The sequence below is a fragment of the Hyalangium ruber genome, assembly GCF_034259325.1.
Taxonomy (GTDB): domain Bacteria; phylum Myxococcota; class Myxococcia; order Myxococcales; family Myxococcaceae; genus Hyalangium_A; species Hyalangium_A rubrum.
The window spans coordinates 693,044-708,155 of the sequence record NZ_JAXIVS010000004.1 but is presented as its reverse complement, the minus strand read 5'-3'; the positions used below and the strand labels follow the sequence as shown (position 1 = coordinate 708,155).

The window sequence follows — 15,112 nt, the reverse complement described above, 5'->3', positions numbered from 1 at the left end:
ATGATTCCCAACGACTCCACCACCGACCGTGTCCCCGAGAGCACCCCGCGCTCCCGGGCGAGCATCCTCATGGTGGATGACCACCCCTCCAACCTGCTGGCGCTCGAGGCCATCCTCGAGCCGCTGGGCCAGGAGCTGGTGAAGGCCACCAGTGGTGAGGAGGCCCTGAAGTTCCTCCTGCAGCGAGACTTCGCTGTCATCCTCATGGATGTGCAGATGCCGGGGCTGGACGGGTTCCAGACGGCGGCGCTCATCAAGCAGCGCGAGCGCACCCGCACCATCCCCATCATCTTCCTCACCGCGCTCAGCCGGGATGCGGCCCATGTCTTCAAGGGCTACGCGCACGGCGCGGTGGACTACCTGCTCAAGCCGTTCGACCCGGAGATTCTTCGCTCCAAGGTCGGCGTGTTCGTGGACTTGTTCCTCAAGGAGCAGCAGATCCAGCGCCAGGGCGCGCTGCTGCGCCAGAAGGAGCGCGAGGCGCTGGAGCGCCAGAGCGAGCTGCGCTACCGGCGGCTGTTGGACTCGCTGCCGGAGTCCATGTGGGCGGCGCGCCCGGACGGCTCGCTGTACTACGCCAACCGGGTGTGGCGCGACTACATCGGCCGCACGGAGGAGCAAGAGCTGTCGCTGGACGTCTTCCTGGCGCATGTCCACCCGGAGGACCAGGAGGCCATGCGCCGGATGTGGCAGGAGGGCGTGCGCGAGGGCACCCGGACGGAGCGCGAGTTCCGCATGCGGCGCAGCGACGGGGTGTGGCGCTGGCACCTGGGGCGCTCGGTGCCCGAGCGGGACGAGGCCGGGCGGCTGCTGGGCTTCATCGCCGTGGCCACGGACATCGACGACAAGAAGCGCACCGAGGAGACGCTGGAGCGCTTCAAGACCACGTTGGATGCGACGCTCGACTGCGTGCTCATGTTCGAGCCGGAGCAGCTCTCGCTCACCTACGCCAACGCGGGCGCGGCCCGGCAGCTGGGCTCCACGGTGGAGGACTTGTTGGGCAACAGCGTGCTGCGGGTGGAGGGCGCCTTCGACGAGGAGGGCTTCCGCCGGCTGCTGGCGCCGCTGCTCAGTGGCACCAAGCCCAGCCACACCTACACCACCACGCACCGGCGGCAGGATGGCACCGAGGTGCCGGTGGAGGTGGTGCTCCAGTACGTGAAGGCGGGCGGGGGCCTGGGCCGCTTCATCTCCGTGGCGCGTGACATTACCGAGCACCAGCGCGCCGAGGCCGCGCTGCGCATGGCCAGCGAGGCGAAGGATGCGTTCCTCGCCGCGGCCAGCCACGAGCTGCGCACCCCGCTGGCGGCGGCCAAGGGCCATGCCCACCTGGCCATGCTCAAGCTGGGCGGGCAGACGGAGACGGGGCCGGGCAAGTCGCTGAAAATCATCAACCGGCAGATCGACCGGATGACGAAGCTGGTGGAGGAGCTGCTGGACATCAGCCGGTTGCAGGCCGGGCGCCTGTCGCTGGAGCTGGAGCGCTTCGACCTGGGGCAGCTGTTGCGCGAGACGTGCGACCGCATGTCGGTGCTCGCCCAGTCGCACCCGCTGCGGCTGGAGGTCCCCGAGCGGCTGGAGGGTGTGTGGGACCGGGGGCGCCTGGACCAGGTGCTGACGAACCTGGTGTCCAACGCCATCCGGTATTCGCCGGACGGGGGCGAGGTGGTGGTGCGGGTGTTGGAGGAGGGGACGGGAGTGCATTTGATGGTGAAGGACCGCGGCGTGGGCATTCCCCCGGAGAAGCAGTCGGTCATCTTCGAGCGCTTCGGGCGCGCGCACGGCTCGAAGTACGGCGGGCTGGGGCTGGGGTTGACCATTAGCCAGGGCATCGTCGAGCAGCACGGCGGGCGCATCTGGGTGGAGTCCCAGGGCGTGCCCGGCGAGGGCTCGCTGTTCCATGTGTGGCTGCCGCGTGAGGCGCAGCAGCAGGCCGCCGCGGCCGAGGCCCCGGTAGAGCCGCACGCCGCCGTGGTGCAGACCCAGGTCTCGGCGGGCTGAGCCTCCAGCCGAGATTCAGCTCCTTCCAGAGCCAGCGTCGCCGAGGGGAAGCCCCGACGCTGGGGGGTCTCGTGCGTGCTGGCGAGTGCTCATGAACCTTCCTCGGATGAAGCTCCTCTCCAGGTCTGGTGCGCGGTGGCTCACGGTGCTGCTGCTGGGGCTGAGCGGCATGTGGGGAGGATGCGCGGCGGGCCCGCGTCCCGAGGCGCCCTGCGGTTTGCTGGGGAGCTGTCGGGAGCTTCGAGCCCACGCGCGGAAGATGCGCACGCTTCGTCAGCGGCGGGAAATGGCCGAGCGGACGGAGGCGAGTACAGGAGGTGGAGCGGGAGCGATGGGCACGGGGGCGGTGACGCCCTACCTGGAGTTCATCCGCGAGCAAGAAGAGCAGTTGAAGCGAGCACGGGTGCCCGAGGAGCAGCAGCGGCTGGAGCACCGGGTACTGCTCGAGTTGCAGCAGTGGGCGCTGAGCCAGGACGAGGCGACGCTGAGGCGGCATCGACCCCTGGAGGTGTACGCAGAGCTGAAGGCCGAGCGGCAGGAGAGGGAACGCCAGGAGGCCCGACGGCAGGCAGAGGTGGAAGCGAAGCTGGAGGAGTACCTGGACTGGGCTCAGACGCGCTGGGGTGAGACAGCGCGGGAGCGGGTGCGGCGGGTGGCGCCCGGGCACCTGCTGACCGAGCACCCACTGCGCACCCAGTCCTTGGATGCGCTCACGGGAGCGGTGCTGGACTGGGCCTTCACCCATACGCGTGACGAGGCGCTGTTGAGGAAGGGGCCCAGCGAGGTGGCACTCTACCTGCTGGCGCGTCGTAGCAGTCTGGCCACGGCCATTGAGCTGGGACGGTACGCACCGCCCCATCTGGATTACACGCCTCCGGAGGACACGAGGCCCCCGGCCGACGAGCTGGTGATTGAGTTGCTGGCGGGCCTGCTGCCGGGGATAGGCGAGGCGACGGACGCAGCTGGTCTCGTGGCGGGCTACAGCATCACCGGTCGGAAGCTGGAGCCGGAGGAGCGGCTGCTGAGTGGGGTGGCGGTGCTCGTGCCGTTCGTGCCGGGGCGAGCGCTGTCAGGTGGTGGGGAGTGGGTGGAGCGGGCGGCGTTGGTGACGGGGCGAAGCCTGGAAGAGGTGCGGGTGCTGCAGCGGGTGGCCAGCCACCTGAGCCCCGCGGACGCCTCGCAGGTGGAGGTGCTGGTGCGCCAGGCGGCGGCGGGGCGGAGGTTGAGCGAGGAGGACGTGGCCTTCCTGCGACGCGTGGCCGCGGGGTTGGAGAAGCCGCTGGCGGAAGCGGCCGACACGCTGCGCCGGGGCGGCAAGGTGCCGTTGGTGGGCTCTCGGCTGGGAGAAGCAGGCCTGCGCCTGGAGCTTGGCAGTGCCGAGCACATGGCGGCGGCATGGGTGGACTACCAGTTCCGCCACCCGGACAAGTACTCGCGCTTTCGCTACGGCATCGACGAGGACTGGCGCAAGAAGTACGAGACCATCCTCAAGAACAAGGAGAAGGGCAGCGAACTGGAGCAGGCGGTGCTCCAGGCCCGTGGGCAGGAGAAGAACCGGGCATTGATGATGCCGCCGCCCGAGAGTGAGGCGAAGGGCTTCATCCCCGATGCGGTCGTGGGCAGCCCGACTCCTGGAGAGCTGGTCTGGGGGCAGCCCTACCACTTCGTCGAGGTCAAGGCGCGCGCGAAGCTTTCGCTTTCAGGCAATCTGGAGGCGATGCTTCGGTATGTGGAGAAACAGGGAGGCCATATCGAGGTATGGGCCCGCTCGGCTCGGCATGCAGACGGGCCTACTCGGCTCTCCGCACCCCTTCAGGATCTGCTCGAGCGCCTCAGGGTCCAGGGCCGAGCCAGCTTGAGGTATTACCCCTGAAGTCCCATGCCGCGATGAAATACCTCAAGACCTATATCTATCTGCCACCGGGGCTCCCACCGCTCACACGTGTCCGAGAGTTTCTCCGGAGGGCGTTGGAAGAGTATCGCTGGTTCCGGCCCACCCGCTTCGGGTTGGCTTTTCCAGAAGAGAGGCTTGATCCAGAGCACCTCGACTACGAGGTGCTGCTGACCTTCTACGACGACCTGAAGGCCTTGTGTGTGGCAGCCCCAACGGATCGAGACTTCTTCCTGATCCACCCGGCCAGGCCAGATGTCCCGCCCCATACGGGGGCCATCATCTGGAGGACTTCGATCCGAGAGGCCGTGAAGGCTTCATGGCGTACAGAGCACATGCGGCAGGTGCTGGAACTGATGCGCCTGATGGGCTCTCCGCTGGCACAGTCCGCGGTGGATGATGACTTCGAGCGTAAGACACGGAGGCTGGTGCCGGCAGCAGACGGTCTCGGATCAGAGGAGTCCTCCACCGTGCGAGACCCCAGCGAGGGGCTGGCGGGGCTGTTCTGGCGCAACTTCTTTGGCCCCCCCTTCGTGAGCATGTTCGGCGAGCGGCTGGACACGCTTCCCGGTGAGTTCAAGCAGGACCTCGGGCAGGGCACCATTCTGGTCCAGCCCTACGCGCTACCGACCCAAGCGGGGACTCCGGAAGGAGCCGAGCACGAGCGCCAGCTCATCGCCCACCTGGGCGCCGACTGCTTCTATGACCACACCCGGCACAGCCTGCCCCCGCGCCGCCCGGCACTGAGCCCCGGCGGTTCGCCGCGTTGATTTGTTGGCACTCCAAGAATACCTCAGGGTCGAGCCACCTGCCCCCGGGTAGACTTCCCAGGGGGACAGGACGTCATGAGCCAAACCATCCTCTTGGTGGAGGACGATGCAGACTTGAGAGAGGCCATGTCGGCCCTGCTCGAAGCGGAGGGCTTCGAGGTCGCCGCCGCTCCCAACGGCATGGCGGGGCTGAAGCTGCTCGAGCGCATCGGCCGGCCGTGCCTCATCCTCCTGGACTGGTGGTTGCCGCTGCTGTCCGGCAGTGAGTTCCTCTCCTGCCTGCGCGCGGACCCTCAGCGGCACTCCGTGCCCGTGGTGGTGCTCACCGCGAGCGAGGCCCCGCCTCCGACCGAGGCGGAGGGCTTCCTGCGCAAGCCCTTCGAGTCCGCCCGGCTGCTGAACCTCGTCCACAGCTGCTGCACCCCCTGAAGCGGCTCAGGAGGTCGAAGGCGTGCTGGCCTGCGCGCTGGCTTCCCGACGGACCTTGGCGGGAGCCCTGCGGGTGATGAGGACCACCGCCGCGAGGATGGCCGTCATGGCCACGAAGGCATGCGGGCCGGGAGTCTCACCGCCGAGCAGCACGCCCAGCAGCACCGCCACCATGGGGTTGACGTAGGCGTAGCTGGTGGCGAGCGCCGGCCGCGCGTGGCGCAGCAGGTAGCCATAGGCGCTGAAGGCGATGAGCGAGCCGAAGGCCACCAGGTAGAAGAAGGAGGCCAGCCCGCGCGCATCCGGCATGCCCAACATGTGCTCGCCCGTGGCGGCGCTCAGCACCAGCAGCGCCGCGCCCGAGCACAACATCTGCGTGGCGGTCGCCATCAGCCCCTGGGGCATGAAGGCATGGTGCCGGGCCCAGATGGAGCCAAAGGCCCACGCCAGCGGCGCGAAGAGCAAGGCGACCACCGGCAGCCACCGGCCGCCCAGCTCGCCCCCCTGGTTGAGCAGGGCGATGCCGAAGAAGCCCAGCGCCAATCCCCACCGCTCGGCGCGGCCCGGCCACTGGCCCTCATAGAGGCCCCCGAAGAGCGCCGCCCACAGCGGCATGCTGCCCACCACCAGCGCCGCCACGCCCGAGGACACCCACTGCTGGGCATAGGCGACGCACCCATTGCCCACGACGAGCAGCAGGAAGCCGGTGAAGGCACCCGCCATCCACTCGCGCCGCGTCGGCGAGCGCATGCCCCTCAGGCGCAGCACCCCATAGAGGATGGCGCCCGCCAGGGTGAAGCGCAGCCCGCCCAGCCGCAGCGGAGGAAAGCCCCCTTCGAGCGCCCAGCGGATCGCCAGGTAGGTGGAGCCCCAGATGAAGTAGAGCGCGAAGAGGCAGAAGAGCAGCCAACCTCGGCGCGGGTCCGCGGGGGTGGACTGGGCAGGCAGCGGGGCGGACAGGGAGGGCGCGCTGGAGGACACGAGGCCGCCCTTGTAACGCGTTCACTTCAGTGGCGCGAGTGACAGCTGCCCTTCGGGACAATGGACACAGTTGGGCGCACGCCAACGCGGTGCGGCGCGCACTGCTAGAGCGGATACACCTTCAAGCCCGACGGCCGGCACGTCTCGTAGATGACATCCATCCGCTCGAAGAGCGGCGCCGGCTCCATGCGGATGCGCGCCTCCAGGCGCCCCACGCTGAGCAGCTCCACCTCGCCCTCGTCCACCGCGTGGTAGACGGTGTAGTTGGCGCGCAGCGAGGCCCGGCCGGCGCGCTCCGGCGCCACCTGGACGTTGGTGTACAGGTGGCGGCAGGCGTACGGCACGGTGGCATGGGCGCGCCGCAGGGTGGCGAGGCGCTCCTCCAACTGGCTCCGGGAGGTGCAGTGCATCAGCGCCACGGGGAAGGCGCTCAGGAAGTTCTCGCGCGGCAGCAGGCGGTACTGCCCCTCCTCGGTGAAGCACTGTGCCCAGTGCTCCAGCGGCCCGTCGTCCAGACAGGTGGCATAGCGGTACAGCAGACTCTCCACCGCGTGGCGGACCTCGAGGATGTCGTCGTACATGCGCCCCTGTCATTTCAAGCCGCCGGGGCGCCGGCTTCAAGGGTGGAGAACCCTCGGTCCGGGGTGGGGGGCGGGCGTGAACGGGCCCGCGCCCGGTTGCCTGGTAGGCTGGGCGGGATTGAACCGTCTCGGAGACCTCCTTAGACTTTGCTCGTCCTTGAGGCGCTGTGAGCCAGACAAGGCAGCGCGGCAGGCTGGAGTGTGATCAGGGATGTCGGAAGAGCTAGGCGAACGTGAGAAGGAAGTCCTGCGAGCGGTCGTGCAGGAGTACATCACCACGGGTGGGCCGGTCGGCAGCCAACAGCTGACGCGTCGCGCCGAGTTCGATGTGTCCTCGGCGACGCTGCGCAACGTGCTGGCGGACCTGGAGGAGCTGGGCTTCCTGGAGAAGCCGCACACCTCCGCGGGGCGCGTCCCCACGGACCGGGGCTACCGCTTCTTCGTGGACACCATGGTGCGGCTGAAGGATCCGGCGCCCAAGGACCGGGAGCTCATCCACGCGGGGCTGGTGTACGAGTCCAACGTGGAGGACATCCTCGGCGAGGCGAGCCGGATTCTGCACTCGCTCACCCGGCACGCCAGCGTGGTGCTCACCCCGCGGCCGGAGGCCACGGTGTTCCACCGCATCGAGTTCGTGCGGCTGCGAGAGAACCGCGTGCTGGCGGTGCTGGTGGGGCACAACGGGCAGGTGCAGAACAAGGTGATTACGGTCGAGTTCCCGTTCACCTCGGACGAGCTGCTCAAGGCCTCCAACTACCTCTCGGAGCTGCTGCGCGAGGTGCCGCTGGAGGAGGCGCGCGAGCGCATCCGCCAGGAGATGGACCAGGAGCAGGCGCTCTACAACGCGCTGACGGCCAAGGCGCTGAAGCTGGGCGCGGCGGCCACGGATCTGCAGACGCCGGAGTCGGAGCGGGTGCTGATTGAAGGCACGGGCTCGTTCCTGGAGCAGCCCGAGTTCGCGGACGTGGAGCGCATGCGCTCGCTCTTCCGGAAGCTGGATGAGAAGCACAAGCTCCTGCAGCTGCTCGACCGGGTGCAGCGCGCCCGGGAGATGCAGATCTTCATCGGGGCCGAGAGCGAGTTCTCGGCGGCCGGAGAGCTGACCGTCATCGCCAGCCCCTACGGCAGCCGCGAGCAGGTGCTGGGCTCGGTGGGCGTCATCGGCCCGACGCGGATGAACTACCAGCGCGTCATCCCCCTGGTGAACTTCACCGCCCAGGTGCTCTCGCGGGTGCTGGAGCAGGGCTGAGCCCCAAGCGCCCGCTCAGTGCGCCACGGGCGCGGGAGCGGGCGCGTACACCCGGAGCGCGGAGGGCACCACCTCGAAGCGCATCGGCGTGCGGCCGATGAGCTCGCCGTCCGCGTTCACCTCCTGCACGGGCTCGGACTCCACATACAGCCGCGAGGTGCGCAGGTAGGTGACGGAGGGGTGCTCCACGTGCTCCCCCCGGCGCAGCGACAGCGCCACGCGCGCCAGCGTGGACATGTCCTGCAACTGCCCCAGGCTGGTGCCCTCCCGGCCGGACTCCGCCGAAGGAGCGGTGATGGCGTAGACGTGCAGCCGGTGGTCATCCAGCGCCGCGCCCGGAGCCACCATGTTGCCCGCGCCGTGGTAGCGCCCGTTGCCCACCACGAGCTGGAGCGCCTCCAGCTCGAGCGCCTGCGAGTCGGCCTGTAGCCGCACCCGGAACGGCTGGTGCTCCCAGAGCTGGGTGGCGGCGGCGACGGGATAGGCGAGCTTGCCGATGCGCTGCTTGAGCTTCTTGTTGAGCCGCTTGGCGATGGCGGTGGCCAGCCCGAGGCTCGCCGCGTTGAGGAAGGGCCGCCCGTTGGCCAGGCCCACGTCCACCCGGGCCGTGTAGCCCTCGGCGATGACGTCGCAGGCGGCCTCCACCGTGTCCTGGATGCCCAGCGAGCGGGCGAAGTCATTGCCGGTGCCCAGCGGCACCACGCCCAGCGTCACGTCCCTGCCGAGCAGCTGGCAGGCGGCGAAGCTCACCGTGCCATCGCCTCCGCCCACGAGGATGCGCCGGGCGCCACGCGCCACCGCGTCGGCCAGCACCCGAGGCAGGCGGCGCGGCTGGGTGAGTGCATGGCAGCTCAGCAGCGGCACGCCTCGGGCGGAGAGCGCCGCGCGAGCCGCCTCGAAGGCTTCCCGCCCCGAGCGAGACTTGGTGTTCACCACCAACACCGCGGGCCCGTCCTCCAGGGCGCGGCGCCGCGGGGGCGCGATCAGGGCTGTCTCCAGGGTGCTTCCTCCTCTTCCCGCACCCAAGGTGCGCATGGCCTCCCCGAGGAGCCAGGGGAGCAGGGAGGGAAGGCCCAACCCGCGAACTGCGACATCCGCCCACGTGTCGCACTGTGTACCCGCAAAAGCAGAGGGGCCGCGCGGTACCTCGCGCGACCCCTCTTCCAGTCAACTGGAAGCGAACCGGTTAGTAGTTGTTGCCCGTGCAGAACTCGTAGTCACGCAGCGGGTTGATGTGGCCCTCGGCGGTGCCGGACAGCGAGTAGGCGTAGATGCCGCCGTCCCAGCTGCCGTTGTCGAAGGTGATGGCGGCCTGGGGCGCCAGCACCGTGCCCCAGAAGCCGTAGCCGAAGGCGTTGATGCTGGTGGCCTCCGGGAAGTTGAACAGGATTCCCGTCTGGTCCACGCCGCTGTAGCCGTGGCCGAAGCCGGTGAACGTGAACGCCGCGCCGCGGAAGTTCACCACCACGAACGAGCCGAACGGCACGCTGATGGAGAAGTACTTGGCGTTGGCGATGTCCGAGGCCTGCACCTCGAAGATGTTCAGGTCAGAGGCGGTGCCCTCCAGGAAGATGCCGCCCCACGGCTCGATGCGCGTGGTGCCGTTGGCCGCGCGGCCGCCCAGGTCCGTGGACAGCGAGTTCAGCTCGCTGAAGCGGGCCGTGAAGTCGATCGGCGTGCCCTGCGCCAGCGTGCCGCGCGGGAAGGTGACGGTGCCGTCCAGGTCCACGCTGTTGCCGTAGAAGGTGTCGCCGAACACCGCGCCGTTGCGCATCGTCAGGTCACCGCCCACCACGAACACGTTCTGGGTGTCGCTCTCCTGCAGGCCCGCGCCCACCGCGAAGCCGTCCATGGAGACGTTGCCGCCGGCGGCGACCTTGCCCTGCACGTCGTGACCGTTGGTGTAGTCGGCCGCCAGGAACAGGTTGTAGTCGTTCAGGTCCACCGCGGTGCAGGGCACGTCCTCGGGGGTGATGGTGATGGTGAGCGTCTGCAGCTCCTCCACGTTGCCCGCCACGTCCACCGCGTAGAACGTCACGGTGGTGGTGCCGTACGCGGCGATGACCGGCACGTGGGCCTCGTCACCCGCCACGGTGGCGCCACCGGTGGTCGCGCCGCTCAGGGCGTAGGTGATGCTGGCCACGCCCGAGTCGTCGTCGGTCGCGTTCAGGGTGATGGAGACGGGGGCGTGGTACTCGCCGTTGGCGTCAGGAGACGCCGGGAAGATGGTGGCGGTGGTGACCGGCGGCGTCACGTCCGGGGTGCCGTTGCGCACCTGGAAGATGTAGCGGCCCAGGATGGGGCTGTTGCGGCTGCTGTGGATCAGCCCCGTGTCGGTGTTCAGGTCCAGCAGGCCGCTGTGAACCAGCGAGCCCGGGAAGCTGTAGAACGCGTCCGGGTTGCCGTTGCCCGCCGAGAAGCCGGCGCCGGCCGAGGTGCCGCCGAAGCCGCCGCGGCCACCGGAAGCATCACCCGTCTCCCAGTTGATGGTGTCGTAGTTCAGCACGATGTCGAAGTTGCCCGCGCCCGTCTCGGTGCGGTCCACCAGCAGCAGCTGGAAGGTGTTCTTCTTGTCGGTGTGCGCGGAGTAGTAGCCCACGTCGATCCAGCTGACGCAGAAGGCGGGGCGACCCTGGAAGTCGAACGTGCCGGCCGAGTAGGTGGTGAGGCCCGAGCCCGAGCCGCGCGTGTCCACGTCCGCGAGGAACGCGGCGATGATGGGCGGGGTGGTGGACGTCAGCGCGAACGGCGTGTACGTCCGCATCGGCGCGTTGAAGGTGACGTTGCCGTTGTTGTTGATGAAGAACTCGGAGTACGTCTGCCCGAAGAAGTTGAGGGCAAACGGCAGGGCGACGTTGGCGGTCGAGCCATCATCGTTGGCGGGCAGGGCTCGCGCGAAGCACTGCTCGTCATAGACCACGGCGCTGGCGGCGGCGGTGGTGAGCCCCGAGCGCTTCGTCGTCAACGAAGAGCGCGTCTTGTTGTCCACGTTGACGCTGGCGAGCACCAGCGGCGCCGACTCGCCCTTCGTCTCCTCCGGTGCGGGCTCCGCCGACGGTTGCGCACTGCAAGCGGCCGCTGCGAAGGCGACGCCTACCAGCAAGCTAATGAAATGTTTCTTCACGGACTTCCTCCCTGGAGCGACTCATCGCGCGGTGCGGGACGACCCTTTTCGTGCGGAACCCCGGATGGTCGGGAGGCAGGCTAAGCCAAGGGATTCTGTTACGTCCATAATATTTCGGCCCAACTGCCTGGAAAGGAACGAAAAAAGCCGCGCGAGGCGGCTTTTCCATAGAGAAAGCGTTTTGTAGACGGCGAATGGGGGCCCTCCGGGAGGAGCCTAAGAGCGGCTCCTCCCAAAGGGAGGGTTACGGGTTGGGCAGGCCCAGCGACTGCGCGCCGACGGCCCAATCACCGGCCATGTTGGTGTCGGTCGCGGACACGCGGCGCACGGTGGCGCCAGTCTTGGTCGTGCCGGCACCGGTCCAGTTCGCGGAGACCTGGGCGGCCGTCGGGTTCGAGGTGGTGCTGCAGGGAACACCGCTGCAGTTGGCGGGCAGCCACTGCCCCTCGGCCTGCAGCGCCTGGAGGTAGGTCGGGAAGTCGCCGGGAGCCGGCGAGGTGTTCGCGAACGAGACACCGTCCTGCGTGTTGCCCTGCGCATCCTTCACCCGGAGCACGCGGCTCGAGTAGGTGATGGCCGAGGTCCCAGCGCGGACGTCCCAGGCGGAGTCGTAGTTGGAGGAGTACGTGGCCTCGGGGAACTGGTTCTTGCTGGTCGTCTCCGAGGAAGGACCATCGGTGGTGTTCGGGGAGAAATGCACCACGATGATGTCGCCAGTGGCCACCTGCGCGCTGGGCAGCGTGGCGAGCGTGCTGGTCTCCTGCGCCAGGGTGTAGCCGGCGACGTTGCCGCCCTGCACCACATACAACTCGACGAGATCCCTCGCGCTCGTGATGTTGGGGGAGACCTCGTTGATACGCAGGATGGCGACGGGCTGGTAACCGGTGAAGGTGGCGGTGGTAGCCGTCGCGTCGAGCGGCGTGCTCTGGGTGTCGCGCACGCTGCCGTCCACCGTCACGGTGTAGGGCAGGCCACCCGTCTGGGCGACGGTGGTCAGCAGCACGTCGCGCCCCTGGACGGTGGCGGCGCTGGCCGACAGGCCGTTGTTGAAGGTGAACTGGCTGCCGTTGGGCTGCACGCTGCCCGGCTCGATGTGCCGGGTGAAGCGAACCGCGATGCTGGTGGGGTTGCTGGCCGAGGCGCTCAGCACCTTGGGGGCGGGGCAGGCCAGGACGGTGATGTCCGCGGGCTTCCACCCGGAGGCTTGGGCCATCGTGGTGGAGCGCCACAGGGGCGCCTGCGCCGTGACGCTGCAGTTCACCTCCAGGTCGAGCTGGTCCTGCAGCGGGGTGGGCAGACGCAGCAAGAGGTTGGTGCCAGAGGGCGTGCCGACGGTGGCGAGGTTCGATGCGACGTGCCCGGTGCCCGAACCGGCAAAGGCGGTGTTCAGCGTACCGGTGATGGAAATGAGCTCGCTCTCGTAGCTGGCCACCGCGGGAGGCAGATCGACGGTGCTCACGTCGGCGCGGAGCGGCTCCACCGACTCGCCGCTGCCGGCCACGGTGAAGTTGGAGATGGCCGTCACGCGAACCATGTTGGACACGGTGGCCTTGGTGGTCGCCGTGAGGGAGACGCGGTCACCGGCGGCGGGCACGGGGGTGAGCGTGGCGGGGTCCACGGCGATGAAGACGGCGGGCCCGGCCTGCTCGGCCTGGAGGAAGAAGCCGGCGGGGTCGGTGCTCACCAGCGGCTTGACGTAGGTGACGAGCGCCAGGGTGATGGGCAGGTTCACGGTGCCATTGGCGGCGGCGCGCACGGCGGCGATCTGAGTCGAGGTGTCGGCGGGCGAGCTGCCGATGAAGTAGCTCTGGGACTTCACGGTCTCGGTGTTACCGCCAAGGTCCACGGAGAAGAACTTCAACCGGGTGTTGGTGCTGATGGACAGCGGCCCCATGTACTGCGGAGAGGTGGTGTCGGGGGTGCTGCCGTCGACAGTGTAGTAGGTGACCGCGCAGTCGGTGCCGGTGCCGGCGTCACAGGTGAGGGTGACGGTCTGCTCCGTGGCGTACACCCCGCCTCCGGGAGAGGCCGTGGTGGTGGGCGCCACGGTGTCGATGACGTAATCCTCGATGCGGACGCTGCTGACGTTGCCCACTTCGTCCACGCCAATGAAGCTGAGCGTGGTGGTGGTGGTGATGGACAGCGGAGCCGTGTACTCGGAGGAAGTCTCGGTCGGGGTGCTGCCATCCAGCGTGTAGTGGATGGAGGCGCAGCCCGTGCCCGAGACGTCGGCACACGAGAGCGTCACCGTCTGAGTCTCGTTGAAGGTGCCACCGGCGGGGCTGGCCGTCACGGTGGGCGCCACGGTGTCGATGACATAGGTCTCGGTCACCACGGCGGAGACGTTGCCGACCTCGTCCACGGCGATGAACTTGAGCGGGGTGTTGGCGGAGATGGGCAGCGGAGCCGTGTACGTGGAGGAAGCCGTCGTCGGAGTGCTGTCATCCAGCGTGTAGTGGATGGAGGCGCAGCCCGTGCCCGGGTCGTCCACACAGGTGAGCGTCACGGACTGCGCCGCGTTGAAGGAGCCACCCGCGGGGCTGGCTGTCACGGTAGGCGCCACGGTGTCGATGACATAGGTCTCGGTCACCACGGCGGAGACGTTGCCGGCCTCGTCCACGGCGATGAACTTGAGCGGGGTGTTGGCGGAGATGGGCAGCGGAGCCGTGTACGTGGAGGAAGCCGTCGTCGGAGTGCTGTCATCCAGCGTGTAGTGGATGGAGGCGCAGCCCGTGCCCGAGCCGTCCGCACAGGTGAGCGTCACCGACTGCGCCGCGTTGAAGGAGCCACCCGCGGGGGTGGCCACCACGGTGGGAGCCGCCGTGTCGATGACGTAGGTCTCGGTCACCACGGTGGAGACGTTGCCGGCATTGTCCACGCCGATGAACTTGAGCGTGGTGTTCGCGGCAAGCGACAACTGCCCCGTGTACTGCGTGGAGGCCGTCGTCGGAGTGCTCCCATTGGTGGTGTAGCGGATGGAAGCGCAACCCGTGCCCGAGGCATCGATACACGTGAGCGTCACCGACTGCGCCGTGGTGTACGTGCCGCCGGTGGGGTTGGCCGCCACGATGGGCGCCACGGTGTCGATGACGTAGGTCTCGGTCACCACGGCGGAGACATTGCCCGCGTTGTCCACGCCGATGAACTTGAGCGGGGTGTTGGCGGAGATGACCAGCGCCGCCGTATACGTGGGGGACGAGGTCGTCGGGGTGCTCCCATCCACCGTGTAGTGGATGGCGATGCAGGTGCTGCCCAAGCTGCCCGTGCAGGCGAGCGTCACCGACTGCGAGAGGTTGTACGTGCCACCGGCGGGGCTGGCCTCCACGGTGGGCGCCCCCGTGACGATGACATAGGCCTCGGTATGCACCACGCTCACGTTGCCGGCGGTGTCCACGCCGATGAAGTTGAGCGGGGTGTTGGCGGAGATGGACAGCGGCGTCGTGTACGCGGGGGACGAGGTCGTCGGCGCGCTGCCGTCGGTGGTGTAGCGGATGGAGGCGCAGCCGCTGCCCGTGCCGTCATCGCAGGTGAGGGTGACCGTCTGGGCGGCGTTGTACGTGCCACCCTCCGGCGAGGCGCTCACGGTCGGCGGGACCAGGTCGAGGTTGATGACGTACGTCTCCGTCTTCACCGCCTCCGCGTTGCCCGCGACATCCACGGAGAAGAACTTCAGGGTGGTGTTGGCCGCCAGGGAGAGGGGCGCGCTGTAGCGCGGCGAGCTCCGCGTGGGGGTGGCGCCATCGGTGGTGTAGTGCGTAGCCGAGCAGCCGCTGCCGCCCGGATCCGCGCACGTCAGCTCCACCGTGACGGGCGCGCTGAAGGTGCCGCCAGCGGGGGTCGCCCGAGTCGTCGGCGCCGTGGCATCCATCTCAGGAGGAGGGTTTGGAGGCGGAGTCGAGCCACCTCCGCACGCGCTGGCCAGCTGCACGAACACCAAGGCCAGGAGGAACCTGAGGGACCCAACAGGTTGCAACGCCATTCACGACTCCCGATGCATGAAGAAGGGAGCCGGAGCCTGTCACTCACGAGAGACGAGCGGCAAGGGACGGCACGTCAACACCCCGAGGGCTCACTCACCTCGCGGCG

Annotated in this window: 10 protein-coding genes; 5 read left to right on the top strand and 5 right to left on the bottom strand. The window is 68.7% G+C overall.

The genetic code is table 11. The features are described from left to right. From SYV04_RS15125 to SYV04_RS15110, 4 genes are all read left to right on the top strand, one after another. A complete protein-coding gene (locus SYV04_RS15125; protein WP_321546457.1) occupies positions 1–2,001 on the top strand; it encodes a hybrid sensor histidine kinase/response regulator in 2,001 nt (666 codons plus the stop codon). 91 nt (positions 2,002–2,092) lie between these two features. Beyond that, complete coding sequence (locus tag SYV04_RS15120; protein ID WP_321546456.1) at positions 2,093–3,874, top strand: pre-toxin TG domain-containing protein; 1,782 nt, start codon at positions 2,093–2,095, stop codon at positions 3,872–3,874. A gap of 14 nt (positions 3,875–3,888) precedes the next feature. Continuing rightward, positions 3,889–4,662 carry a hypothetical protein gene (locus SYV04_RS15115; protein ID WP_321546455.1) on the top strand — a complete coding sequence of 258 codons (774 nt, stop codon included), beginning with the start codon at positions 3,889–3,891 and terminating at the stop codon, positions 4,660–4,662. A gap of 75 nt (positions 4,663–4,737) precedes the next feature. Continuing rightward, positions 4,738–5,091, top strand: a complete 354-nt coding sequence (locus tag SYV04_RS15110; RefSeq protein WP_321546454.1) for a response regulator — start codon at positions 4,738–4,740, stop codon at positions 5,089–5,091. A gap of 6 nt (positions 5,092–5,097) precedes the next feature. On the opposite strand, the gene yedA is transcribed toward SYV04_RS15110, so the two are convergent. Together yedA and SYV04_RS15100 are read right to left on the bottom strand one after the other, a co-directional pair. Continuing rightward, entirely contained in the window at positions 5,098–6,072 is a 975-nt protein-coding gene (yedA, locus tag SYV04_RS15105) for a drug/metabolite exporter YedA (RefSeq protein ID WP_321546453.1), read from the bottom strand. Positions 6,073–6,176: 104 nt separating this feature from the next. Next, positions 6,177–6,653: an aromatic-ring-hydroxylating dioxygenase subunit beta gene (locus SYV04_RS15100; RefSeq protein WP_321546452.1), complete on the bottom strand. Its 477-nt coding sequence runs from the start codon at positions 6,651–6,653 to the stop codon at positions 6,177–6,179. Positions 6,654–6,864: 211 nt separating this feature from the next. Here SYV04_RS15100 and hrcA point away from each other — a divergent pair, with 211 nt between their 5' ends. Beyond that, positions 6,865–7,902 (top strand): heat-inducible transcriptional repressor HrcA, encoded by a 1,038-nt coding sequence (gene hrcA, locus SYV04_RS15095; RefSeq protein ID WP_321546451.1) that lies wholly within the window; start codon positions 6,865–6,867, stop codon positions 7,900–7,902. Between the two features lie 15 nt (positions 7,903–7,917). Here hrcA and SYV04_RS15090 read toward each other — a convergent pair whose 3' ends face one another. The 3 genes from SYV04_RS15090 to SYV04_RS15080 all read right to left on the bottom strand — a co-directional run bounded on the left by SYV04_RS15090 (position 7,918) and on the right by SYV04_RS15080 (position 15,005). Then, entirely contained in the window at positions 7,918–8,844 is a 927-nt protein-coding gene (locus SYV04_RS15090; protein ID WP_422723940.1) for a lipid kinase, read from the bottom strand. 244 nt (positions 8,845–9,088) lie between these two features. Next, on the bottom strand, positions 9,089–11,026 hold the full coding sequence (locus SYV04_RS15085; RefSeq protein WP_321546449.1) for a choice-of-anchor A family protein: 1,938 nt from the start codon (positions 11,024–11,026) through the stop codon (positions 9,089–9,091). Between the two features lie 244 nt (positions 11,027–11,270). After that, complete coding sequence (locus tag SYV04_RS15080; RefSeq protein ID WP_321546448.1) at positions 11,271–15,005, bottom strand: chitobiase/beta-hexosaminidase C-terminal domain-containing protein; 3,735 nt, start codon at positions 15,003–15,005, stop codon at positions 11,271–11,273. Positions 15,006–15,112: the final 107 nt, after the last annotated feature.

Excerpts from the sequence above, each read along its gene's own strand:
- SYV04_RS15125 (WP_321546457.1), top strand. The coding sequence starts at position 1 with ATGATTCCCAACGACTCCACCACCGACCGTGTCCCCGAGAGCACCCCG.
- SYV04_RS15120 (WP_321546456.1), top strand. The coding sequence starts at position 2,093 with ATGAACCTTCCTCGGATGAAGCTCCTCTCCAGGTCTGGTGCGCGGTGG.
- SYV04_RS15115 (WP_321546455.1), top strand. The coding sequence starts at position 3,889 with ATGAAATACCTCAAGACCTATATCTATCTGCCACCGGGGCTCCCACCG.
- SYV04_RS15110 (WP_321546454.1), top strand. The coding sequence starts at position 4,738 with ATGAGCCAAACCATCCTCTTGGTGGAGGACGATGCAGACTTGAGAGAG.
- SYV04_RS15100 (WP_321546452.1), bottom strand. The coding sequence starts at position 6,653 with ATGTACGACGACATCCTCGAGGTCCGCCACGCGGTGGAGAGTCTGCTG.
- hrcA (WP_321546451.1), top strand. The coding sequence starts at position 6,865 with ATGTCGGAAGAGCTAGGCGAACGTGAGAAGGAAGTCCTGCGAGCGGTC.
- SYV04_RS15080 (WP_321546448.1), bottom strand. The coding sequence starts at position 15,005 with ATGGCGTTGCAACCTGTTGGGTCCCTCAGGTTCCTCCTGGCCTTGGTG.